This is a genomic window from Vreelandella sedimenti (assembly GCF_013416325.1).
In the GTDB taxonomy this organism is placed as follows: domain Bacteria; phylum Pseudomonadota; class Gammaproteobacteria; order Pseudomonadales; family Halomonadaceae; genus Vreelandella; species Vreelandella sedimenti.
On record NZ_JACCGK010000015.1, the window covers coordinates 41,217 to 64,340 of the forward strand.

17 protein-coding genes and 2 pseudogenes are annotated in these 23,124 nt (G+C 49.8%); 7 read left to right on the top strand and 12 right to left on the bottom strand.

The annotated features are described in order from the left end of the window. Positions 1 to 82 precede the first annotated feature (82 nt). The 4 genes and pseudogenes from HZU72_RS16905 to HZU72_RS16925 form a co-directional block, all read right to left on the bottom strand. Complete coding sequence (locus HZU72_RS16905) at positions 83 to 2,113, bottom strand: NAD-binding protein (protein WP_180094187.1); 2,031 nt, start codon at positions 2,111 to 2,113, stop codon at positions 83 to 85. Positions 2,114 to 2,345: 232 nt separating this feature from the next. Next, a complete protein-coding gene (locus HZU72_RS16910; RefSeq protein WP_180094190.1) occupies positions 2,346 to 3,971 on the bottom strand; it encodes a toll/interleukin-1 receptor domain-containing protein in 1,626 nt (541 codons plus the stop codon). Between the two features lie 156 nt (positions 3,972 to 4,127). Next, positions 4,128 to 4,695: pseudogene (locus HZU72_RS16915) on the bottom strand (IS30 family transposase); the annotation flags it as partial. A 346-nt stretch (positions 4,696 to 5,041) separates the two neighbouring features. Beyond that, complete coding sequence (locus HZU72_RS16925) at positions 5,042 to 5,503, bottom strand: hypothetical protein (RefSeq protein ID WP_180094192.1); 462 nt, start codon at positions 5,501 to 5,503, stop codon at positions 5,042 to 5,044. A 95-nt stretch (positions 5,504 to 5,598) separates the two neighbouring features. Here HZU72_RS16925 and HZU72_RS16930 point away from each other — a divergent pair, with 95 nt between their 5' ends. The 4 genes from HZU72_RS16930 (at position 5,599) to HZU72_RS16945 (ending at position 9,650) form a co-directional block, all read left to right on the top strand. Then, on the top strand, positions 5,599 to 6,567 hold the full coding sequence (locus HZU72_RS16930) for a LysR family transcriptional regulator (protein WP_180094194.1): 969 nt from the start codon (positions 5,599 to 5,601) through the stop codon (positions 6,565 to 6,567). Between the two features lie 43 nt (positions 6,568 to 6,610). Further along, entirely contained in the window at positions 6,611 to 6,784 is a 174-nt protein-coding gene (locus HZU72_RS16935; protein ID WP_180094197.1) for a hypothetical protein, read from the top strand. A gap of 484 nt (positions 6,785 to 7,268) precedes the next feature. After that, a complete protein-coding gene (locus HZU72_RS16940; RefSeq protein WP_180094199.1) occupies positions 7,269 to 8,024 on the top strand; it encodes a phosphatase PAP2 family protein in 756 nt (251 codons plus the stop codon). A 1,092-nt stretch (positions 8,025 to 9,116) separates the two neighbouring features. Further along, positions 9,117 to 9,650 (top strand): invasion associated locus B family protein, encoded by a 534-nt coding sequence (locus HZU72_RS16945; RefSeq protein WP_180094201.1) that lies wholly within the window; start codon positions 9,117 to 9,119, stop codon positions 9,648 to 9,650. Positions 9,651 to 10,059: 409 nt separating this feature from the next. Here the strand turns inward: HZU72_RS16945 and HZU72_RS16950 are convergent, their stop codons facing one another. Continuing rightward, entirely contained in the window at positions 10,060 to 11,055 is a 996-nt protein-coding gene (locus HZU72_RS16950) for a GGDEF domain-containing protein (protein WP_180094203.1), read from the bottom strand. An 80-nt stretch (positions 11,056 to 11,135) separates the two neighbouring features. Further along, positions 11,136 to 11,600: a hypothetical protein gene (locus HZU72_RS16955; protein WP_235976159.1), complete on the bottom strand. Its 465-nt coding sequence runs from the start codon at positions 11,598 to 11,600 to the stop codon at positions 11,136 to 11,138. 660 nt (positions 11,601 to 12,260) lie between these two features. On the opposite strand from HZU72_RS16955, the gene HZU72_RS16960 reads away from it, so the two are divergent. Both HZU72_RS16960 and HZU72_RS16965 read left to right on the top strand, forming a co-directional pair. Beyond that, the gene (locus HZU72_RS16960; protein WP_235976160.1) at positions 12,261 to 12,647 is read left to right on the top strand and encodes a phasin family protein; all 387 of its coding nucleotides are present in this window, start codon (positions 12,261 to 12,263) and stop codon (positions 12,645 to 12,647) included. Between the two features lie 399 nt (positions 12,648 to 13,046). Then, positions 13,047 to 13,751 (top strand): annotated as a pseudogene (locus HZU72_RS16965) (transposase); the annotation flags it as partial. A gap of 382 nt (positions 13,752 to 14,133) precedes the next feature. Here HZU72_RS16965 and HZU72_RS24235 read toward each other — a convergent pair. From HZU72_RS24235 to HZU72_RS16975, 3 genes are all read right to left on the bottom strand, one after another. After that, positions 14,134 to 14,235 (bottom strand): hypothetical protein, encoded by a 102-nt coding sequence (locus HZU72_RS24235; protein ID WP_371829550.1) that lies wholly within the window; start codon positions 14,233 to 14,235, stop codon positions 14,134 to 14,136. Positions 14,236 to 14,916: 681 nt separating this feature from the next. Beyond that, positions 14,917 to 16,212, bottom strand: coding sequence for a sensor domain-containing diguanylate cyclase (locus HZU72_RS16970; protein WP_180094214.1), 1,296 nt, complete (start codon positions 16,210 to 16,212; stop codon positions 14,917 to 14,919). Between the two features lie 286 nt (positions 16,213 to 16,498). Then, positions 16,499 to 18,085 carry a PilZ domain-containing protein gene (locus HZU72_RS16975; protein ID WP_328737615.1) on the bottom strand — a complete coding sequence of 529 codons (1,587 nt, stop codon included), beginning with the start codon at positions 18,083 to 18,085 and terminating at the stop codon, positions 16,499 to 16,501. Between the two features lie 365 nt (positions 18,086 to 18,450). On the opposite strand from HZU72_RS16975, the gene HZU72_RS16980 reads away from it, so the two are divergent. Then, on the top strand, positions 18,451 to 21,036 hold the full coding sequence (locus tag HZU72_RS16980; protein ID WP_235976161.1) for a bifunctional diguanylate cyclase/phosphodiesterase: 2,586 nt from the start codon (positions 18,451 to 18,453) through the stop codon (positions 21,034 to 21,036). Between the two features lie 149 nt (positions 21,037 to 21,185). On the opposite strand, the gene HZU72_RS16985 is transcribed toward HZU72_RS16980, so the two are convergent. The 3 genes from HZU72_RS16985 to alaE (HZU72_RS24245) all read right to left on the bottom strand — a co-directional run bounded on the left by HZU72_RS16985 (position 21,186) and on the right by alaE (HZU72_RS24245) (position 22,654). Further along, the gene (locus HZU72_RS16985) at positions 21,186 to 22,082 is read right to left on the bottom strand and encodes a permease (protein ID WP_328737617.1); all 897 of its coding nucleotides are present in this window, start codon (positions 22,080 to 22,082) and stop codon (positions 21,186 to 21,188) included. Positions 22,083 to 22,238: 156 nt separating this feature from the next. Further along, positions 22,239 to 22,484 carry an L-alanine exporter AlaE gene (gene alaE / locus HZU72_RS24240; protein WP_180094225.1) on the bottom strand — a complete coding sequence of 82 codons (246 nt, stop codon included), beginning with the start codon at positions 22,482 to 22,484 and terminating at the stop codon, positions 22,239 to 22,241. Further along, positions 22,427 to 22,654 (bottom strand): L-alanine exporter AlaE, encoded by a 228-nt coding sequence (alaE, locus tag HZU72_RS24245; RefSeq protein WP_180094227.1) that lies wholly within the window; start codon positions 22,652 to 22,654, stop codon positions 22,427 to 22,429. Before alaE (HZU72_RS24245) ends, alaE (HZU72_RS24240) begins: the two co-directional genes overlap by 58 nt. Between the last annotated feature and the right edge of the window lie 470 nt (positions 22,655 to 23,124).

Genomic DNA, 23,124 nt, shown 5'->3' on the forward strand with positions numbered 1-23,124 from the left:
AATTCGCGCGTCAGATTGGCTATCGGCCGGACAGGAGCGCGCAACCAATGGACTGACAGATTTTCAGTTCAGCGCACTATATTCAAACAGGCCCGCTATCCGCCCTTGTCAGCGCTATGGCGGGATGCTTACTACAGAAGTCTATGAGGCGATCAATCTGGTCTCGGTCCTTTGCTAGCTCGTCGCCCTTGAGGGTGTCCCAATCGACTATCGACAGCCGCCGCTTGCGGGCATTGTCGCGTTCACCAAAGGTCCAACCATTGAGCAGGCGCTCGGCTAGCCAGCGGTTGTGTTCCATGCGTGCCACATGCTCGCGTTGGTCGGGGGTTATTTCGACGGTGTCGACCGGCATACTGGTATCATCGCGATAAACTAGCTTCAGATCCAATGCAGCCAGCTTGGTGTTCAGGTGCGCCGCGGCTGAAAGATTGGATTGTCGCTCCCATGCCGTCAATGTCGAGAAGGCAGGCGCTTTGATGTCGCGTAGTGTTTCCCCAGCCGCGACTGCCCGCTTTTTCTCGTAGTGGCGATGAAAATCGGCGGCAAGTGCCTCCGCCAGCGGCTGTTGTAAATCCCTGGTCAGCTCTTTGTAGGTGCAGACGACATCGGACGCGCCGAAACTGAACAAATCCGGGCTTTCAACCAATCGCGTCAGAATGGGGCGTTGGGGTACATACGAAAAAATCGCTACCGGCATTAGGCCATCCCGGTATTTCAGCAATGTACCATCCTCCTCGCTACTTACCTTAAGCCTTTGATCCAGCTCTGTACGTAGCTTCTGCGTCAGCGAACAATTCAACTCGTCAGATTCCCTGCAGATAAACACGAAGGGCCGCAAGCCGGGTGAACCGGCCAGCTCCACGATCCGACCCACGAATTCATCGGATTCCGGCGCGGCGTCCAACTCTGTCCAGCCCCCGTTGACCACAAACGGCACGCCACGGTCGCTCGGCTGGGGGCTTTCGTGATCAGCAAAAGAAACGCCGAAGGACCAGTCATCCTTCGCTGCATCCGGCATCCAGGCATCGGCCAGAGCCTCTGGGGGCATCATCCGTGGGTATGTCTGCTGGAATCGCCGCACTGAGTCGTGCTCGCTGGCTTCGTGGACGATGGTCATACGCGAGCGCTTGTAGTTCTCAAAGTGCGCCAGTTCTGCAAGCCGCAAAGCCAGCCGCTGGCCGACCTCACCGAAACCGACGATCACGAAGTGTGCAACTTGCGATGTCGTTCGGGGCCGCCACGGCAGAATAAGATTACCGACAACATCTCGCACCGAGCGATCAATAACATTGAAAGCATTAATACGGCTACGGCCCGAGGTAGTAGCCAAGCTCCGGCGATTCTCAATCACGCTTTCAAGATCCGCATGTCGGAGGTGCACATAGAGATTCGGCGCTATATGATTCGCCGGCAGAAGCCTTTCGGCAATAAGGTCATCAAGTTTGCATGCGCCCTCGATGTTCGCTTCATCCTTCCCCGTCAGAAAGAATACGTCACGCGCCTTATGAGCGTTGATACCCTTGAGTGTCTGAATATCAATGGCATCTCCATGCACTACGGTGGCTCCCAACTGACGCGCGGCATCGAGGTAATGGTTTTCTCGATCGGGTTCGACAACCACCACCTTAGGGAGGCCCGGTCTTTTTTTCCCACTTTCCTCTGTCGCGGCCCGCAAATCGCGCACCAAATGGTAGCCAATCTGCCCGAGGCCACAGATCACCACGTGTTGCCTATTGAGTTGCAGCATCACGCGCTGGATAGAATCGGCAAAAAGCCGACGGATAGCCTCGTAGGCCAGCATGAAAACTGTCGCCAAGGCAGAAAGCCGCGACATTTGAATCAGAATATTGTCATCGGGGCTAGGGCCATCATTCATGAAAAGTAATTGGACAGACACAAACACTGCATTTGCCAAAAGCTCCACCAAGCCGATCTCGCCAGCTTTCATTTCGATTTCATAAAGAAAAAAACCTAAGATCCGAAGCAATACGGCCAACAATGCTGTCACCAGCAGCGTCCAAGCCGGAAACGTTCTGGAACATCGGTAGACCATCAAGGCTAGAAAAGTACCCCACAGGACGAGAACAATCTGATGACTCAGCGCATTGGCCATGAGGTACATCTCCCGGTAAGAACAATGCCCGCCTGCAACGCGAAGGCTTGATCTGCTTTCTAAATCAGATAATTAGAGCGCATAATTGTGCTTGAAATAGGATGACTGCGGGTGATGCTGATCAGCAATTCCTGAGGCGCCCCATTAAGGCCTCCGGCAAGGCAGCACAGATTCAATTTATAACTAGAAGAGAAGGCACCGAAAGCGTTCAGATTTGTCCTCATGTTCTCGTTCATCCGTCGGATGTGGAATCCTGTGAACATGCTAACGCCGTATAATCGTAATAATCACTTAAGCGTACGACTGAACGATCAGGTTCCCAACGCATGGAAAAGCGGCGCCAGCAGTCGTCTGGCCGATAGTCTTCCTGGTTGATAAAAGGCTTGCAATGCCCAAGCCCCGCGCCAGGAGACATGTAACGATAGATTGACCAGTCCTGTTCATTGGCCGCCACTTCTAGCAAGGCATATCCACCGTCCCAACCTTGCGGTGTCGTGGTGAGAAAGTAGCCCTTCCCTTGCGATACGGTTAAGAGTTGATGAATGGTAAACCCGGTCATCCTGTGGTCGTAACTGTCACCGGGCACAATATACTCGGGCATTTTTTCGGCCAATGCACACCAGTCTTTGCTGGTTTCTGCCGTCGCCTTTTCGCATATGGACGTACTGCTTCGCGCAGCGCAACCTGCAGGAAGGATTGCAGAAGACAAGTTAAGCCTCTCTGAGGCTTCCACCAATTGTTTGTACTGTTCTATGTGATGGTATTCAAAACTGAACGCGTCTTCCTCCGGAGGTACCAGTGCAGCACCTGCAGCCGCTAAACCGCGCGCAACTTCTGCTTGCTGGTCTTCTGACCAATGATCATTGCTTAAAGCATAAGTGTAAGGAAACAAAATCCTCGGAATTGCGTAAGGAGATAAATGTAGATCTTGGTAGGTGTGTGGGCTTGCTCCGGCTTCGAGTAACGCGAGAATAGCGGCCGTATTACCGCTTGCGAACGCCGATGAAATCAGCCCTTCGCGAACATAGTGCTCGCTCTCCACGGTGAGATTTGGGTCGACCCCTGCTGCAATTGCATCTTTGAACCAGCGAATGGCCTCCTGATTTCCCTGGCTACGATCAAAGAATGACCGACCAGCTTGAATAAAACCATCTGTCAGTGCCCCCACCCCAATTCCAGCTTCCAGGAAAAGATTGAGGTCGACAACATTCGCACTGGCCATTGCCCGAGCTACGTCCTCACTGGTAAGCGAGCTCCCCCGTTTCGCGAGCTCGGCGACAGCGCGCTCTCGATCATTCATAAACAAGGTGCGCATATCGGGGGCGAAGACGACGCTGACGAATATCGCCACAGCTAACAGTACACTAGAGAGACCAGCACCGATCCGCCAACGGCGGCGGCGTGTCAGAACTCGGTTATCCACCCATTCTTCGTCCGATGCAATCGCCGCGGCAATGCGCTCAGCATGCGTTGTGAGAACCCCATCCAGCGCATCAAGAGACTGATGCATGGAAATGAAATATTCAAGCTTTGGTGATGGCGGTACATCTTCAATACGAACTGGATAGATCGGTTTCGACTTCGATGCGGCCCGCTCGACTTCTCGGCGGACATGGGAAGAAAGATTGGAAGCTTCAGAAACGAGTAATACGAAGCACTTCGACTGATCAATACCTTTAATGATCTCCTCGGCATATTCTCGTCCTGGAGAAATGTCTCTCGGCGCGATCCAGGCTGTGAGTCCCTTCCTTTCTATCGCATCCACAAACTCTGCGGCAGTATTACTATCAGCTGATGCGTGGCTTACGAAGACCGTGTATTGACGCGCGTTTTTTGCATTGTTAATTGTTGCATTCATCGACGTTACCTCTGGAAGAAGCACGATGGTTTTGCACACAACGATGGAAACTAACGAAACCAACTGTTCAAACTGTCAAGATGAGATATCGCTCAGTGATAATTGTAGATGTTAATTAATGTAACAGTCGATATGGTCAACAAAATAAAGGCCAAACTAATGAATTACATTGTTTAAACGTGCTCGGCCGGCAACGGATTTCTTGAGCACCTCGGCGTAGACTTCCAGCGGCGTGCGCCAGTCCAGTGTCTTACGCGGCCGTGTATTGAGTGAGTCGGCGATCTCGTCGAGCTCTTCCTGACTGTAGACCGATAGATCCGTGCCCTTCGACAGGTACTCTCTCAACAGTCCGTTGGTGTTAAGGGGGCGGCCAACCGCTTGAACCCACCTGTAATGGGCCATGCGTGTCGGCAAAGTAGATAGCTGTCCCCGTCTTCAGAGTGATCTCGGCATGCTTCACCATCTCTTTGCCCTGGCCATAGGTCATGGACAGGTATCAGGCGGTCTTCGATCTCAGGAGGCCGCAGGTGGATGTTCACCAGATCAGGAATCTGTTGCCGCATATCCTGCCCACTGCTGTGAGGGTGTCGTTTACATTTACCTTGGAGCAAAAGGCAATCAGCTTTTTCTTGAGCAAGCCTCGCGGCATGAGGTAGAGCGCATTGTAGAAGGCTTCGTGCAAGACGAGGCGGTCAGTGTCATCAGGAAACATACGCTTCAGTGTGGGGTGACGTCGGCACGCATACGCTGCGCCATACCAAGCATCGCTGATATACCGCCAAACGAGAAACCTTAGAGCCGTTCAACTGCTCCTGGGCCATACGAAGCTGGAAAGCACTGTCAGATACCTCGGGATAGAGGTAGACGATGCCTTGGAGATGGCCGAGCAAACGGAAGCATAGCAGGAACCGGAGGAGGAATAGGCGGGCACTGACCGAGCCATTGTGAGCGAGCTTGGACTATCTTGGCCCCCTATGCTGAGGATCGTCTCACGGTTTTAGTCGTCTGGTTATAAGCGCCTGAAGCTATGGCAGGCCATAGCTTCATGTTCCAGATAGAAGTTCTCCTGGTCACGGATACTGGCCGTCGGCGTCGTTGGTCGGATTTTTCGGTGTTCCAGAAGCTGTCAGCGGTTTGAAACGGTCAAACTGGGCCCAAAGGGTCATTCCGCCGGTTGCCACCAAGATGGCAGCGAGCGGCAGTCCGGCGGGATTCAACACCACATGAAACACCACAATCACCGCCATCACAGGCGCAAGCAATGCCAACCCTAGTGCAGGCGCTCGATTGCTCAGCAACAACGAAGCGCCGATCAGTTCGATAATTTTCATCAAGGGCCAGAAAAATCCAACCTCTTTGAGAGCGGCTTCAAAAGCCAGACCATCTACTGATGTTGGTGGGTGGATGAGGTGCGATCCAGTGAATATGTACCAAAACCCATCAATTGCGCCGATCAGGAAGATGCCTCCAAGCACCAGTCTTGGGCCAGTATCAACAAATAGAGTCTTTGCGTTTGGTAGCGAGAGCGCCATCGTGAATTCCTTTCAGCTGTATATTGATTTTTGACCGATACGGGGCCATTATGCTGGTAATTCCGTGTCATAAAAGCAAATAGTATTCATTTAGCATGAATGAAATTCAGATTAGAAACCTGGACCTGAACCTGCTTTTGGTCTTCCGTGTGTTGATGGATGAGGGCAGTGTCAATCGGGCCGCAGAACAACTCGGACGTACGCCTTCGGCAGTCAGCCATGCTTTAGGTCGGTTGCGCGACCAGCTTGGTGATCCGCTTTTGGTTCGTGTTGGTGGAATTATGCAGCCCAGTCCAAGGGCTCTCGCACTTTACCAAGAGATACAGCCGATCCTCGCCCGGATTGAACGCGCCGTGCAGCCGCCAGCGGAGTTTAATCCCTCGAAAAGCACACGTATTTTCAAAATAGCCGGCCCCGGCTTGGACATTGTGGCCACAGAAGTTGTCAGCAGGATGCACAGAGAAGCACCAGAGTCCGGCCTTGCATGGCAGCCCCTGTCAAAGGAGACCATGGGTCAGATCGTAAGTGGCGAAATAGACATTGCATTTGGGAACGCAAACTTCCCTCTCCCGGCAGGATTGACGGCTAAGGCTCTCCCCCCACTGAAACGCTATGTCTTCGCTCGTCATGGACACCCAGCTTCAAATGACTGGACAACGGAAAGTTGGATGAGTTGGCCTCATGTCGTTGTGCGCGTTCCAGGTGCAACACATGGAACCGTAAAAGAGCGGTTCGACAACTTAGGCCTGAAACGCCGGATTGGGTTACACGCTGTCAGTTGGTCAGGCATTGGTGCGGTTTTGAACAATACCGACATGCTGGGTAATTTTGTCGCGCTGTGTCTACTGGGAGGCGTGCAGGGTGAAGATATTCAGGTATTTGAGCCTCCCGAATCTTTGCCTGACGTGTCTTTTCGGGTGATGTGGAAATCAGAACTTGATGGTGACCCCGCCACCCGGTGGCTACGCAATATTGTTTTGGCGACATTCGATACGCTAATCGATGAGGCTAACCGACGCCTCGCAGCATCTGACATCATCAAGCCGCGCCAAAGCACCTGTTAGGGTTCTGTTGCAAATTTACGGGCGACGAGTAGCGGGGTTGGTGATGTCAGGTAGATCGGGACGAGCGCTGAGCCAGCAGGCTCGGAGTGATTATGCGGCGATCCTCGTGGGCAGGCTGTCGACCGGTGGCGCCAATACGGGTCCTGTGATCGCGGAGGCTATCAATTTCTTGGCCGTGCCCGGCAATACCAGTTGTCTCGATCTACTGCTGCAGTAGTGGCCGTCTGGTCTCACTGATATCCGGATTGGGTCGAAATCAGCCCTTCAACCAGGTGCCCCTAGAGCAATAATCTGTGCTTACTTTCACCCACTCTACGCGCAGATTTTCAAAATCTTCTTAGCTTCAACGTTTCCAGATAATGATTGCTGCCATCGCTGGAATTAACCTTTTATACCACCTTCATTTATAGGCAGTGAACACGATAAGCTTGGCGGCAACGCCGCTGCCAAGGATGAAGCCAAAATCGCGAATGCCACATGGCAACTTCGTTTTGGCAACATTTCAGGCAGCACCATCAGGTCAGCCCCGCGACTGGGGAAAGACCTTCGGCGACAATGCATAACTATTCTGCTAAATGCCCCCTGACAAAACGTCATCCTGCTGTAGAAGTAAGCGGTTTTCCGCGCTATGGATAACGCAGGCACAATAAGACCGTCAGAATCGACGTTGCGTATCACTTATTAAAGCAAAGGAGTTGCAAATGAAGCCCCATGGAAAACTTGGACAAGCTGGACGCCAAAGCTTTTCCCTACTGGCTCGGCTCGGCCGCTACGAACTGGCGATGCTGCTATGCGTCGCGGTACTTTCCGGTGGGATCTGGGGGTTCGTCGCGCTGGCCGAAGAAGTTATTGAAGGGGACACCCATAGCATCGATGAGAGCCTACTGCTCGCCCTTCGCAACCCCGCAGATCTTAGCGACCCAATCGGGCCGGGCTGGGTTGAGGAAATGGGCCGAGACTTCACCGCACTGGGCGGTGTCGGCGTGCTGGTACTCATCACATTGGGCGCCCTGGGCTACCTGTTACTTGCCAGGCACTACCGCGCGGCTCTCTTTGCCTCAATCGCGGTGCCCGGCGGCATACTACTTAGCACAGTGATGAAGCTGGGCTTTGACCGCCCTCGCCCGGATCTCGTGCCTCATGAAGCCATGGTCTACACCGCGAGTTTTCCCAGCGGCCACTCGATGATGTCTGCCGTGACCTACCTCACCCTGGCCGCGCTACTCATTCGCATACAGCCCGCGCGGAGGCTGAAGGCTTACCTGCTGATACTGGCGATATTGTTGACCCTGCTGGTGGGCATAAGCCGCGTCTATCTCGGCGTCCACTGGCCGACCGATGTGCTCGCGGGCTGGACGGCCGGGGCTAGCTGGGCAGCGCTGTGCTGGATCGTGATGCGCTGGATGCAGCGGCATGGTCAGTTAGAACCGGAAGAGAGAAGTTCCGGCACCGAATAACTTTCAAGCAGAGATGGGCAACACAGTGTATGTTGCCCTGCCAGTCAGTTCACCACTTGCAAAATCAGCGCCTTTTGACGTTCTGAAAGGCAAATAGCCGCTTAAAAGCCAGCGTAGAATATTTCGCGGTTCAATTATCGGACAAAAAAACTTTAGTCAAAGTTAACAAATAAACCTAACCCTATAGAAACAAAGAATTAGCTTGTAGCGAAACAAGGTACGGTCTATCAGTCACCTTGCTACTTCCTGAAGATTTCATAAGGCCAGGGTGGGGCCAGCTTTTACGTTTTAGTAGGGTATTAACTATATAACAATGCGCGTCGACACTTTATGCGCTAACATCAGCTTTCGGAAGCTGGTTTCATACAGCTTAATGGGTCGACTAATGGATTAATAGAGGCAAATAGCATGAGCAAAGGACAAGACAGTAAAAAAAACACTAAAAAGAAACCTCTTTTAACAGCCAAAGAAAAGAAAGCTGCTAAATCATCAAAGAAGAGCGAAACTAATGTACTAGGGAACTAAGTGAGCCTAACTACCTAAGCACTACCGCTCACTGCTATGCCTAATAGCAAAATGCAGTAGTGTTAGGCGTAGCTTATGATAGAACGAAACTTTGTTACCTTACATAATTTCAAACAGCCCTTCACCTTCTTGCCTTTCACTTTTAATTGACCACTACACAAACCACACCAATAAAAAACTGCAAAGGTAAGCGGGCATATAAATACAGCCTGGGTGTATCAGAATATTGCTCAGGGTATAATGCCAGATTTATATCGGCAGGATATCTGACGGTGATTTTCAGCTTAGGGAGACCCAGGAGCAGTGCACCTCTACACGAGCCAACACGCCTGCCTAGCGTCCTGTGTAAGCCTGAATCACCACTCCGGAGCTCACCTATATAGCGAGTGGTTTTACACATAAAATCTACTTTTACCTTAGATAATACAACGCTCAGGAAGACTGGGTGAAGAGGAAGGTAAACCGCCCAACCACGCTCTCGTAAATCAAGGGCTCGACCTCAAGCGAACAAGCAGGCATGGTGAGTATTATTATCCACCATCAGCGAACCGACAGGAGGTTACGCCAATGCCGAACTCTCTTACTCAAAACCTATGCAGGATGGGGCTATTATCGCTCTTGGTGTTGTCCCCCAATGCTTTCAGCCAACAACAACCGGGGGCAGCCTCCGGTAATAATGTCACTACCGAGTCGTTCCAGGACTGGGAAGTCCGTTGCCAGCGTAATGCCGAGGGTCCGAGCCCTTGTGCGATGTCGCAATTGATCACTAGACCTGACAGCGACCAGCCCTTGATGCAGGTAATTCTCGACTACCCTCCCCAGATCGATGACCCGGTGATGAGCTTCTTCGTGCCGCTAGGGGTACGTCTGGCTGCGGGCCTGCAATTCAGTGTGGATAACGGTGAGCCAATCCAGTTCCCCTATCAGGTCTGCCAAGAGCAAGGGTGCCGTGCTGACGTGCCCATTGAGTCGTCGATGTTGCAGCAACTCCGCAGTGGCAATACGGCAATCCTCAGTATGATTGGTCCGCGCGGTGACCGCATGGACATAGATATTTCACTGATCGGCTTTACCGACGCCAGTACCCGCATCGCTCCCTGATCAGAGGCGCCTTCCCCGACAAAGCCGGCTTAAAAGGGCCGGCAAGTCGACTCAGCTGTTGCCAGCAGGCTTATGTTTACGCCTGCTGCCGTGGTGGCAATGCAAAACTGCGCTCTACCAACTGCATTCCGGCACGATGGTCTGAGCCACAAACGATAAGTTAGCTGGAAAGCACTGTTTGATACCTTGAGATAGAAGTGGATGGCGCTTGGAAATGGCAGAACAGACCGAAGTTTGACAGGGCCAAAGTAGGCCCTGGCTGGGCAGTCGATATCGGCCAGGAACAGCCGTTCATAATGTACTAATGTAATCTCATAAAACTGTGGTGCCTTTATACGTCCACCTGCTCTTGACCGTTAGCTAAATTGCTACTTCCTATGCAATGGGAGGCCTTTAATATCACCCTTCCTTATAGGGTCTGCGTGCATTCGATTCGGTTACGCCCGTTTCGCTTGGCATTCAATAACATTTGATCAGCACGCTTGATCAAGTCATCGACTGTCTGGTCATAACGCTCAAATTTTGCGATGCCAATACTGATAGAAAGACTAACGTTTTCCAGTGTGTTTCTTAGACGCTCGGCTATGATACGAGCTCCTAGGATATCCGTTTCGGGCAACACGATTATAAATTCATCGCCGCCATAACGTCCGATCAAATCGCAGTCGCGTACCGTGGCCTGCATTCCCTGTGCCACAGACTTGAGAGCCTGATCACCCGCCATATGTCCTTGGCTATCATTGATTGACTTGAAATGGTCAACATCGAGCATTATCACGCAGAGCGATAGACCATAGCGGGAAACCCGTTGGAATTCAGTGCTAGCCAGTTCGAGAAGATGGCGACGGTTATGCGTTTCAGTGAGGTAGTCATGGGTAGCTAAGTAAGTCAGCTGCAGATTAATGGTCATTAATTCAGCAGTGCGCTCTATTACACGGCATTCCAATTCATGCTCTGGAGATTTTGCAATCTGCGCGTGGTTGGCCGTGCCTGTACTACGGACGATGCAGAATAGATGCGACAACATCATGTTAGGAGGCTTCATGATGGGGAATAGATAGACATGACAGCCGTGCAGGTGACGCTCTTCGTCGCTGTGTTCACCTGCCACTGTGTACTGAACAGGTACACCTTCTTCCATGCAGCGGACGCAGTTAGCCATCAACTCATTACTCAACGATGACGAAAAAAAATGGCCAAGGCGTTGTCCTACACCTAGCAATTCGCTACCTAGCCTGACTTGCTGAGAATGGTTGATGGCCTCTACGATGAAATGCACCTTCCCCTCAACGCGAATGATCAACATTTGTTCAGGAAAAAAATCCCAAAGGATCTTTACTAGCGAGCTGCCATCTCTGTCGAGATAACTAAGCAGTTCAGTAGGATTTTGCATTGACGCTAGCATGGATATGCTCCGCTAGAAAGGGTGTGCTGGTAGATAAGTCCTTTTCATGTAACGTGGCACAACTCAGGAATGCCTGTATTCTACTGGTCTAGATAATCTTGAAGTATGCGATGCTCATTGTTTTTCTGAATTGAAAAGATAAAGAGCGGTTGATGAAGCTCAGGGGTGGCATTGGTTTCCAGAAGCCAGCTAATGAATGTACACGTGGATTTAGCTGCTTCTACTGCTCCGATAAGAACCTGTCTAGCCATTCGCGCATCCACCACAAAAAAATGCTGATAATTGTTATCAAAATAAGAAGTTACCGGTAGCGATCGCACATCAATGCAGGCACCAAGCTCCATTCGGCTAGCTACTTCTTGCAAGTTAAGGAGACGGTGTACACACTCCTGGCCTATGATGGTCATCAATCGGCTCATAGGTGTATCAAATGGTAGGTACCTAAGCGCCAACCATCGATAGCGATTCATTTCGCTTGTTTCGTGCGAATGGACTAAGTTGATCTGATCCTGCGGAAGAAAAAACAGTGCGGTGAAGTTATCCATGAGCATGATCCTGTATGTAAATAAAAAACGGGATACTATGCGATATCAAAAAATATAGCTCAAAATAATTCAATATCTATTAACTCTCCTTATGAGAAAGCAATAAAAATAGTTGAATGTTAGTCAGCCATTAATATTGGGTGACTAATTATTTAATGTTACTTAAAACGAATTAACTGCTATCTTCCATGCATGGAATAATACTATTCCACAGTTTTAAATTTATAGATACTAAAAAACAAAAAGTAAAGGAAATTCTAAGTCAGTAAATTAGTATCAATTTTATGATATAAGACTAATATAAAAGTAATGCAATTAATAAATAGTGAATGATTTTTTAAATTTCCTCTTGGAACATGGGGTTAGCATAATAAAATCACGTGCAGCGATGCTTCTACGTAAGAAAGGTCGAAAACATTAATCCTGAGTGGGGTGAAAATCGACGAGCAAGCGCGAAAAACTTGGTGGGCACCACTTAGCAGCACTTTACTGACGTTACTTTTCTCTATCAGGAAGTGATCAAGCCCAAGCATGAGGAAAAACCATGTTGCGATGCACAATAGACACTGCTAGCTTTAATGGCAGCAGAGGTAACAGCCTTGCTTAGAAATGCCCACTAAACACGTGCTTACGTGCATATTCAAATCTGGAGAAGTACTGATGAATAATAGTACCGATAAAATGAGTTCTGATAAAAATAGCGTCAAGAACACAAATCAACAAATTGAATCCGTTTTTGCATCATCTATGCGATCGTACACGCTGACCGCGCTTGATTACTATGACCAACTGTTTAGCGCCCAAATGGATTCTGCTCGTGCCTACTCGGATATGGCTATCTCACAAGCGCGTACGTGGCTTGATGTAAAAGACCAAGAAAGCTTTAAAAACGCCCTAGAGACTCAGCAGAAAACTGCTACCGAGTTTATGGAGCGTGTGAAGGGTGACACTGCAAAAGTGACGTCCATCGGCCAAAGCTTTACTCAAGACAGCCAAAAAATGGCAGAAGAAACAACAAAGAAAGCGGCAGAGACTGCCAAGCAGTAATTTTTAACCAGCAACACCACGAAAAACGCTGCGCCCAAAGGGTTCGGCGCTTTAGTCGTGGATTCATAGAATAACTGCAGTACTGATTTTGGGTAATAAGAAATCTCAGGCTCACTATGCCAAGGTAGTTCCTCGACGCACCATCGGATACTAAGGCGGCCCAAACGAAGTTATTTATCTCGACGTCACCCCCAGATTGAGTAGCGCTACACTTTAGAGTCAGATCCTATACGTAACGAGATTGGACATGAAGAAGCGCTTCAGCGAAGAACAGATCATTGGTTTCCTGTGCGAGCGGGCTCTGCTTAGCATGTGATAAGCGTCACGATTATGTCGGTGATGCCCTTAGTGGCGGTTATGATTAATCAAGGCTCCTCCGTTGTCACAGAAGCGCAGACGTCAGGGTTGAAGGAAAAGATCGCCTCCCTGACAGAAGAAGTTCAGCAACTGCAATCCATTGAAATTCAAAGGACCGAGGCACCTGATCAGCAAGTCTCTTTGACAAACCCTGACGCTCGCTCCATGAGCGCGCGAGGAACGGGAATTGTGGGTTAAAACGCTCAGACGACTGTCGATAGCCAGCATCGTCTGATTGTCGCCCATGAAGTCACTAATGTCGGCAGTGACCGACGTCAGCTTTACCGGATGGCCAAGCAAGCACGTGATGCTAGCAGCGTCAGTGATCTCCACGTCGTGGCTGATCGCGGTTATTTTACGGGTAATGAAGTGCTTGCCTTTCATGAGGCCAGTATCACGACATATCTTCCCAAGCCTAAAACCTCGCCGAACCAGGCTAAAGGTATGTTTCCCAGAGAGGCGTTCCGTTACGTGCCCGAACGTAATGAATATCGCTGTCCCGCGAGAGAGCGGCTTATTTGGCGCTTCAAGAACATCGAAAAAGGCCAGACGCCGGATATAATGCGCATCCGTCGTCAAACAGTTGAGCATCCCTTTGGCACGTTGGAAGCGTGGATGGGTGCGACGCACTTTTTAACCAAAGGGCTCAAGAATGTCGGAACGGAAATGAGTCTTCATGTGCTTGCCTACAATATGAAACGCGTCATGAATATCCTCGGTTCCAAGGGTTTTATCCAGGCGATGTGAGCATAGGGTAGCTGATCCTGGTNTATGAAACGCGTCATGAATATCCTCGGTTCCAAGGGTTTTATCCAGGCGATGTGAGCATAGGGTAGCTGATCCTGGTCGACCAAGCATATAGAAGCCGTTAACGCTCTTTAGCGGGTGTTTTTAAACATTATCTCGAATAGCTTGAGATGCAGAAATAGTAAATGAAGGCATTCTGAAGCGCACTGCTGGCCGATAGTCGTGCCAATACGACTGAACACTATCATTGCCAACTGATTTTTAGGTTTTCACACAGCCTCGGCCGTTTGCAGACACTCACCAAGGCGTCATTCCACTTCCTAAAAGGTGAGCTAGCGCTCAATTGAATTGAGAGGCTAGCTCCTACATACATCAATTATGTTCATGCTCGCTCTTCCACAATCCAGTTGACCACCTTTTCATTGCCAAATTCTGATTCCCATTCCTGAATAACTTTGTGTTTTCCACCGCGAGTTTCGACCACTTGGCCTGTGTGTGGATTTTTTAGACCTTCAATGCGCGCTTTTTACGACCACCCATATTTACACCTTTGCCGGATTTACTCCGGTATGAAGGATCCAAAATCTCACACACATCGCGGCCAACTTTTGCGTACTCAGCCATAAGCGCATGCAATTTTTCCTTGAACTCTAATTCTTTCTTGAGCTCGCTATTACTTTCAAGTTGTTAAAACTCTTCCTGCAGCTTCTTTAACATTTGTTCTTTCTTGATGTAATCTTTTAACATTGCTGCCATCTAAATTACTCCAAATATTTTGAACCCTTGGCTAATTGTCCGTGTTGAATTATGCCATATTAACCCTAACTCGCCAATTCGTTGTTTTGCTTATATTCGACAGCCAGATAGACTACCAAATAAATCTTTCTTGATAGCTATTTTTAAATACCGGTTACCGCGCTCAGTTTACAAACATTACCCTTTTCTTCTTCCTCTCGACAGGTAACGTCAGTTTACACCGACTGGATCAGTGGAAGTGAATTTGAACAAGTTAGTATAAGCGTAAAGTAAGCTCACCATTTTTTCGTATGCTGATGGGCCTTTGCTAGTAACACGTTACAACAATAGCGTAGCAGAGGATGTTGCAGCGTGGGTACCCTTTTATCCCTACCCTTCTGGTACCCACATCGTTAGCTAGAGAAATGCTTCAACGACATTGACTTTTTCGATGAGATTGTTTGTTGAGAATCATATTCCGGCCACTTTCCTTGGCCTCATATAGCAGTCGATCAGATCGCTTTAGCAAGTCTTCGACTGAGGTAACATCGTCAGTCATTTCCAAAACACCACCACTGACAGCGACAACAAAGGGTATATAATCTTCGTTTAGAAATTCAGTTTGGTTGACCACCTGTCGAAAGTTGTCTGCAATCTGGATGGCTTCTTCCTCTGAGGTATTGGGCAAGATTACGAGAAATTCTTCGCCCCCCATACGACCTACAATGTCAGTGACTCGAAGGCGGTTTTTCATCAGCTTGCCAATTTTAGATAGCACTCGGTCACCCACCAGATGACCATAAGAATCATTAATTCGTTTAAAATGATCAATATCAAGGCTAATCAGCGAAAATGGCGTCTTGTATCGCCGATAAAGCTTCATTGAGTCGCCAAGTGCACGGGTCAGGTAGCGGCGGTTAAACAGACCGGTCAATTCATCCGTAACGGACAGGTAAGCCAGTGTATTTTCTAATTGCTTTTGGTCATCAATATTTGTCAGCATACCGTGCCAGACTAGTTTTCCGAAGGGGTCTCGGATGGGCCGCGCAACCGCCTGGAACCACTGCTCGGCCCCGTCTACTGCTATTCTGAATTGACAAGACGTTTCCGATTTTGATCTGTAACAGGTTTTTAAAGCTGCTTTGATATCAGTAAAGTCGGCTGGATAAATAATATCTAATAACACAGAGGCATCTGCCTCAATGGCTCTGCAATCAAGACCAAAATAGGCGTACGAACGCTCACTGACATAGTTGAATCGGAACTCGACTGGCGAATCCATTTCAAAAGAGAAAAGTATTCCTGGCACAGAGGCTGCCAGATGGGCAAAGTGCTGTTGTGATTCCTGTTCGATGGAAACGTCGATATGCGTGCCCATCATCCAGTCTGTTGGTGTACCGTCGGGTTCTTTCACCAGCATTCCTCGATCCTGGATCCAGCACCAACTGCCATCCTTGCGACGAACTCGGCATAGGCATTCATAGAAAGGGACTTGGTTATCCAAGTGCTGGCTGATCAGCATGTAGGATTGCTTCAAGTCGTCGGGGTGACACAGACGGTTCCAGGTTTCGATGGAAAGCGGTTGGATCTCTTCCAAGGTGAAACCGAGCATAGACGCCCAACGTTCGTTGAAAATCACCTCTCCGGTTTTGACATTCCATTCCCAGGTGCCCGCTCTTGTGCCGTCTATAATGGCCTGCAAACGCAACTCGTGAGAGAGATTCATGGTGTAATATCCATTCGATTCAATGAAGTTCGACTACCCTCTGGCGAAGAAAAGCTGTCCTGACTAGAGCATACATGTGAAAGAATTGGCTTATCTTTGCCCCCGTCCGTAGTCGATCAAAAATCAAGTTGCTTATCATATCCTATATTTTTTGTTATCCAACAGACGTCTAGGCAGCATCTCTACAGCTACCTTCCACCAAACGCACTATCAGGTAATGATGAAAAGCGACGGCTATTCAAATGAAGCATCTGCGTTCCTGCTACTCGTTTTGATGCTTCTTCTTCTAAATTTTAAGCACCTTGACCCCGTAATCCGAGGGGTTAACGATACCTTCCAGCTTGCCAATCTGCGACAGGTCATTTTGATTGATGACACTATTGATATTGGTATCAGGGAAGCGTAGGTTTTTGACCACGCTAACTTGACTCGGCATACCCTTGCCGTTGATATCCATCACCCAAGCAAGAAAACCACCTGAGAACTTGGCCAGACTGCCAATGGGATACAGACCATAAATTTGGATGTACTCCACCAACACCGTTTTGTCGTAAACCGTGTCTGATTCATGAATCCTGCGATAGGCGTCAAGCGGTGGGCGTGGAGGCTCACCGTTACGCGCGTGAAGGAGTTTGTTAATCGCCTTGATCACCGAGACCAACCGGACTAGCTCCGATAGCTGCTCTTCACGCTTACCCGCTGGGTAACCGGAGCCATCCAGGCGTTCGTTAGCATTCTCGATCACATCGCGACAGGTGGGACTTGGCTCCCAGCCAAGCTCGGAAAATTTTCTATACAGCACGGTCACATGGCCGCTAAGAATCGCTTTTTGGACGGGCGTCATGTTGACCTTGAGCGTCGGTAACTCCGCACTGATCAGCATGGGCTTGCCTAAGGTATGCAGCAAGGCACCAAGTACCGCCTCCCGCACCCGAGGGTCATGCGGATCGCGGGTAAGCAGCATATCAACTAGCTGTCCAGCGACCTGAACGGCATGCCTCACCCAGTCTGGCTCGTCACGTAAAAATGCCAGCGCATAGAGAAACGTCTTGCGATCCTGCCCCACAAGGTAGCGCAGGGTATCGACGCAATCGTAAAAAATCTCGGCCGGAAACTGTTGCCGAGTGTTCATGTACATCAGCCCTACTTGCAGCTGATGGGATACGTCCATTACACCGCGTTCCATGGGCGACTGACGAGAGCGCTTATCACGTTCCTGAGCTTCTCGTTGCTGAATTTTCTTCTCCTTCGTACCTGGAATAAACAACGGTGAGTGGTAAAGCATTTTGTCGTTCGTTCCAGTACGGTAAGCAGCCTCTCGTTCTGACTCATTCACGTAGTGAAATAGAGCTTCAGTCTGGGCAGTCGACAGGTTGAGAAACTGAATACCGACAGCCGCATAGCCTTGGTTACCGAAGGGTCGTATATGTCGAATGATGCCCTCAGCAAAAAAACTGTCTCCATTAGGAAACTCCAGCGTTACACCAGGCACTTCCTTGTCTACGCCCATCGAGATGCTGTCCGCTAGATCAATGTCGACCATGCAACCGCCAATAGACAAATTTCTCAACCTACCCGGCACGTTGAGTTCGTGTAGATAAACTTCGATGCCGACACGGGCATGCATACCCATAATAAACGGGATGCGAACGGCGCCTCGGTTCTCCTTAACGAACATGGTTGCCGGTAGTTGGCACTCCAGACGGTACAGCGCACTATCGGTCTTGAGCAATTTAGCGGCAACATTACTGAGGCTATAGGTATCACGCTCATTGCCGTGAGGCCCTTTCAATGCCTCCAGGTCAAAACTCAGACTGCCGGTGGGAACATAACGCTCAATATCTGATCCAGCGTACTCTACCTCTAGCACCATACACCCGTTCCCCTGGTGCAATTCAATCACCTCTGCCTTTAAAGCATAGGGCATGTCCTTAGAGTATATAGATAGTTCATGAGTGTGTTGAAGCAGTGAACGAATCACGCTAGCCGATGGATTTTCATAAAGTGTTGGAGCAGTCATTTTAAGTGCCTCGGTAATAATTCTTATTCGCCTATTTTTTTCAAGCCATAGGTCTTTTCTCGTTGATACGGCAAACTATATACACTTTAATTAGTAGAGCAATGACTAGGTTTGTAATGCTTTATGCTTATTAGTGATTAATAACAAACTCGTCTTTCTCGCACTAGGTCACTAATGCACATATTCAGGACACGAACAATTAAAATGGGGAGGCTGGCTTGTATAACGAACGTTCAATGATGGAGGCACAGCAAGCGGTGCATGAGCTGATCGCTCAACAAGCGTCTCTTGAGCAGATGCTGGATGCCATCGCCAACTGGGTTGAAATGATGCTGCCCGATGCCGTCGTGGGGTTCATGCGTTTCAATCCTGATCAACAGTCGCTAAGCCTCTACCCTAGCCAGCGCTTCTCTCGTCGTTATCAACACCAGCTTCAAGAAGTACCGATTGGCCCTGATTCAGCTTCTTGCGGCGGAGCTGCCTACCGGCGACAACAGGTGATTACCGAAGACATTCGCACGGATTCTCGCTGGCTAGCGTTTCGCGATGCCGCCGAACAAGAAGGACTGCGCGCCTGTTGGTCAAGTCCCGTGATGACGGCCACTGGCGAGTTGTTGGGCACTTTCGGCACTTACTACCGGCACCCCTGCTCACCTAACGAAACTAGCAAAGATCGTTTGCGCCTGGCGGCAGCGCTAGTTGCGTTAGCCATCGTGCGTGATCGCGACTCACGTCAGCATCGCAGCTTGTCGGAATGGCACCGCTCACTGTTTGTAAACCACCCAAACGGCGTTTATGAGTTTGATTTAGAAGGCCGCTTCCAGCGTGGGAACCCTGCTTTATCGCGGATTACCGGCTACCCGGAAGAGGCGCTGATTGGTCATCACTTTAACGAGTTTATTGAACCTGATTATCAGGCGCTCACCCAAGCTAATTTTGATATCGCCAGACGGGGCGGCGGTTGCCAATACGAGACCATGGGTATACACCACAATGGCCATGCCTATTATTTAGAAATCCTCAACTTCCCCGTCTCGGTTGATGGTGAGATTGTCGGCGTTTATGGCATCTGCCGAGATATCACGGCAGATAAGCAAGCGGAGGCGGCTCGGCGCCTGTTGGAACGAGGCATCCAGGCGACCCCCAACGGGGTGCTCATGGCGGATGCCAGCAAGCCGGATATGCCACTGATCTATGCCAACGACGCCTTCTATCGCCTCACCGGGTATAACCCAGCGGAGGCGTTAGGCCGCAATTGCCGGTTCCTGCAAGGACCGGATACGGATCGGCAGGCGGTCATGGTCGTTCATCAGGCAATTGCTCTGCGAAAGTCGGTTGAAACACCGCTACTCAACTACCGTAAGGATGGCACGTCCTTTTGGAATCATTTGTCGCTCAGCCCGGTATTTGATGAGCAAGGTGTTTGCACTCACTACATTGGTATTCAGCAGGACATCACCCAGCATCGCGCGCAAGAAGCGCAAATCGCCTACCAGGCGACGCATGATCTACTGACGGGACTACCCAATCGTACGGCTCTGGATGAATGCCTGGAGGTAGCCTTCGAGCACGCCCAACAGTCGCAAGGAATGGTAGTGGTCATGCATCTTGATTTGGATGACTTCAAGACGGTCAATGATGGACTGGGGCATCACATCGGTAATTTGTTACTGGTCGCGGTGGCAGAGCGCCTTCAGCTTCTCATTGACCCGAGCGATACCGTGGCACGACTCACCGGCGATGAGTTCGCTATTGTGTTTGTCGACCTGGAGGGTCGTTCAGCATGCAAAGTGTTTGCGGAACGTATTCTGGATGCGTTCACACTGCCTTTTCAGATTGACGGCAAGTCGTTACATATCAGTGCCAGCATTGGTATTGCCTGCAACTGCGGGATTGTTAAACACGCCCATGAATTAATGCAGCGCGCTGGTTTGGCCATGGGAGACGCCAAGCAACAGGGCCGTAACACCTGGAATTGGTACCAAGGTGACGTGCAAAGGGTCACTGAAGAGGCGGTACTACTTCGCCATGACCTGCATACAGCCCTGCATGAGGAGCAGTTTGAGCTTTATTATCAGCCCATCGTAGAGGCAGTCAGCGGCCACATCCATGGCCTGGAAGCGCTAATCCGCTGGCATCACCCCGAGAAAGGAATGATTTCACCTGGGGTATTCATCCCGCTGGCTGAACGAACGGGCCAAATTATCCCCTTAGGTCGCTGGGTACTGCGTCGCGCCTGCCAAGAAATTGCCGCTATGCTTGCCGCAGGCGAGCGTGTGGTCCCCGTGGCCGTCAATATTTCATCACTTCAGTTTCGACGCGAAGGGTTCCTGGAGGAAGTCCAACTGGCACTAGCCGAAACAGGCCTTCCGCCTGAGCTTCTTGAACTTGAGGTGACCGAGAGCGTGCTGCTGGAGGGTGCCGAACAGGCCATCGCATTGATCACCGCGCTTAAGTCGATGGGCATTAAGGTGGCGCTAGATGACTTCGGAACAGGCTTTTCAAGCCTGAGCTATCTGCGCGATCTGCCCATACATAAAGTGAAGCTCGACCGAGCCTTCATCAAAGATATAACGACCAGCCGCAATAACGCCGCCATTGTCCAGGGGATTATTACCATGGCCCACCATATGGACTTGGTCGTGGTGGCAGAAGGCATTGAAGAGCGAGAGGAACAGCAGGATTTAGTCCGCCGCAACTGTGATTTGCTGCAAGGGTTTCTGTTCGCTAGACCCATGCCAAGGGATGCCGTTGTAGGCACTCCCCGATATTTTGCCTGCTGCCAAAGGATAAGCCATTTATAAAATGTAATGTATCTGGCAGGATGCTAGCGGTTACGTGGTGCAAAATAGCTAACCACAGTTAGCTATAAGTAATTCAAAGAGAAAAAGCCCATAGGCATCTGACTCAAGCGAGTGAGAGGTAGAGGTCCCAGCCTTATCAGGCATTCGCGTCACAACATCACAATATCGGTCATCCATCCCGCAATCAGCGCGCCTACGATTCCCAGAGTAAGGTAAAGACCAAAAATCGACGGACGAACAAGACTCCATACTGCAATGGCCGAGTACAAACTGATAGTGGCGCCTGACATCAAGAAGGCCATGGCAGCGCCTTTTGTTAGTCCCATTTCAATCAAACCCCGCAACAGTGGCAAAGCGGCATACCCTTCGATATAAAGCGGCCCCCCTACCGCTACTGCTAAAGGCACAGCCCATGCACTTTCTACCGTGGTGAGAATTGAGAAGTCCGTCTCTCCTAGATGTGCTCTCACAATGGCTTCTAAAGTCAGAGCGAAAGCTAGCCAGCGCACCACCAGGGAAAAGGTTGCTTTTGCCTCATCGATAAAGCGCGACGGCGCTGACGAATCGCACGAATTCATGCTGAGTTGCAACAATGCACCTTCTCGAACCCAGTTAGTTTGCGGCTTCCAACAACTCAACCCCTGCATAACCGCCCCTGCAACCAGGCCAAGCAATAGCGCAGCAAGTAATTTTCCGATGGCAAATGGCCATCCGAGAATGCCAGCTGTCAGGATCAGCATGCCCGGATCGGTGACCGGTGAGGATAGCCAAAAGGCCATAGCCGCCGCCATGGGTATACCCTGACGCAACAAGGCGGCAACCAGAGGAATACTTGCGATACCACAAACCGGCGTTATGGCACCAATCAGGCCAGCGAAGACAATCGCGTGCCATGGGCGACTATCTAACGTATCGCGCACTCGATCTGCGAGTTGGCTTGATGCGAGCCAACCCGCCATGAGGGCAACGAACAAAATCAGTGGCAACAGCTTGAAAAGCTCAACTATTACGGAGCGAACTAATTCGATACTTGGCTCGGGTAACAATGAGCCAAGAGCTGCCTTTTAGGCGTCTCTGGTATAATGCCGCGCTCTGGGGCAGACCGAATCGGAGCTTAGGGTTGTTCCTAGCAGCGCTTTGTTGGGCTTTGTATACATTCGAACGAATACTTGCCTACGATAGGAATTCCTGTATCGCCTCCGTTAATTTGAATCTACACCAAACAGTTTTCTACAACCATTCAAGAATATTCCATAAGGCCTGTCTGAAATGATGAGGAATATCACGATAGATCCTCCGGCTTTCAACGCCTGCTCTATTGTTGCACTATTTATATAAAGCAAAACCAAATACAAGGTGATTTGGAACGAAAAGTTCGCGAAAATATCTATTACCGCCGATTTGAGCTCTCCAGCCTCATGCCCACATCTAGGAGCCTGAAAAGCCAATCTCTATAAAGCCCGTATGGCCTGCCAGCAAACAATATGACAGGTATCGCTGCAATGCGAATTCCCACAGATTGGCCAATTGATAACCCCGCGATTACGATTTCTATAAAAGCTCCACAAACGGTGGAGAATACAATCATCGCGAAGGTGTCTGCGAGATACCGTTTCACTATTTGGAAAACTCAACTGTAATGCCCGGTTTTTATTCATGTGCAGTAGCCACATACTATTTTGGAGCCAGCCCGACTTGGCGCGGCATACCTGTTGGCGGAGTAATCAAGCCTTCACTTATGGCCCAACAGTTTATGTGTGCATGCGTGTTTTTCTGTCAACCATCAATCTGTAATGCCTTGAAATTTCTAAAAATAAAGCTTATTTTCGCGATATGCTTTTTCAGAAAAGTGCGCACGTGCGTTAACTTTATCGCTATCTTGTCAAAATTGCGCATAAGCATAAAATGACTTCTTATAAGCTATTGTTTTAACGCATTTAAAAGATTTTTCTCCAGCAATACGAACGCTCATATTACGAACCCTATCAAAAAAACGCGCATTGTGAGGTAAACGCTCCGTGAATATCCGACCTCTGTAAATGCCCGCTCAGGGTCGTTATCAGCCCTCCAACCAGGTGTCCCAGCAGC

Coding starts and splice junctions, on each gene's coding strand:
- HZU72_RS16905 (WP_180094187.1), bottom strand. CDS start 2,113: ATGGCCAATGCGCTGAGTCATCAGATTGTTCTCGTCCTGTGGGGTACT.
- HZU72_RS16910 (WP_180094190.1), bottom strand. CDS start 3,971: ATGAATGCAACAATTAACAATGCAAAAAACGCGCGTCAATACACGGTC.
- HZU72_RS16925 (WP_180094192.1), bottom strand. CDS start 5,503: ATGGCGCTCTCGCTACCAAACGCAAAGACTCTATTTGTTGATACTGGC.
- HZU72_RS16930 (WP_180094194.1), top strand. CDS start 5,599: ATGAATGAAATTCAGATTAGAAACCTGGACCTGAACCTGCTTTTGGTC.
- HZU72_RS16935 (WP_180094197.1), top strand. CDS start 6,611: ATGTCAGGTAGATCGGGACGAGCGCTGAGCCAGCAGGCTCGGAGTGAT.
- HZU72_RS16940 (WP_180094199.1), top strand. CDS start 7,269: ATGAAGCCCCATGGAAAACTTGGACAAGCTGGACGCCAAAGCTTTTCC.
- HZU72_RS16945 (WP_180094201.1), top strand. CDS start 9,117: ATGCCGAACTCTCTTACTCAAAACCTATGCAGGATGGGGCTATTATCG.
- HZU72_RS16950 (WP_180094203.1), bottom strand. CDS start 11,055: ATGCTAGCGTCAATGCAAAATCCTACTGAACTGCTTAGTTATCTCGAC.
- HZU72_RS16955 (WP_235976159.1), bottom strand. CDS start 11,600: ATGGATAACTTCACCGCACTGTTTTTTCTTCCGCAGGATCAGATCAAC.
- HZU72_RS16960 (WP_235976160.1), top strand. CDS start 12,261: ATGAATAATAGTACCGATAAAATGAGTTCTGATAAAAATAGCGTCAAG.
- HZU72_RS16970 (WP_180094214.1), bottom strand. CDS start 16,212: ATGAATCTCTCTCACGAGTTGCGTTTGCAGGCCATTATAGACGGCACA.
- HZU72_RS16975 (WP_328737615.1), bottom strand. CDS start 18,085: ATGGTGCTAGAGGTAGAGTACGCTGGATCAGATATTGAGCGTTATGTT.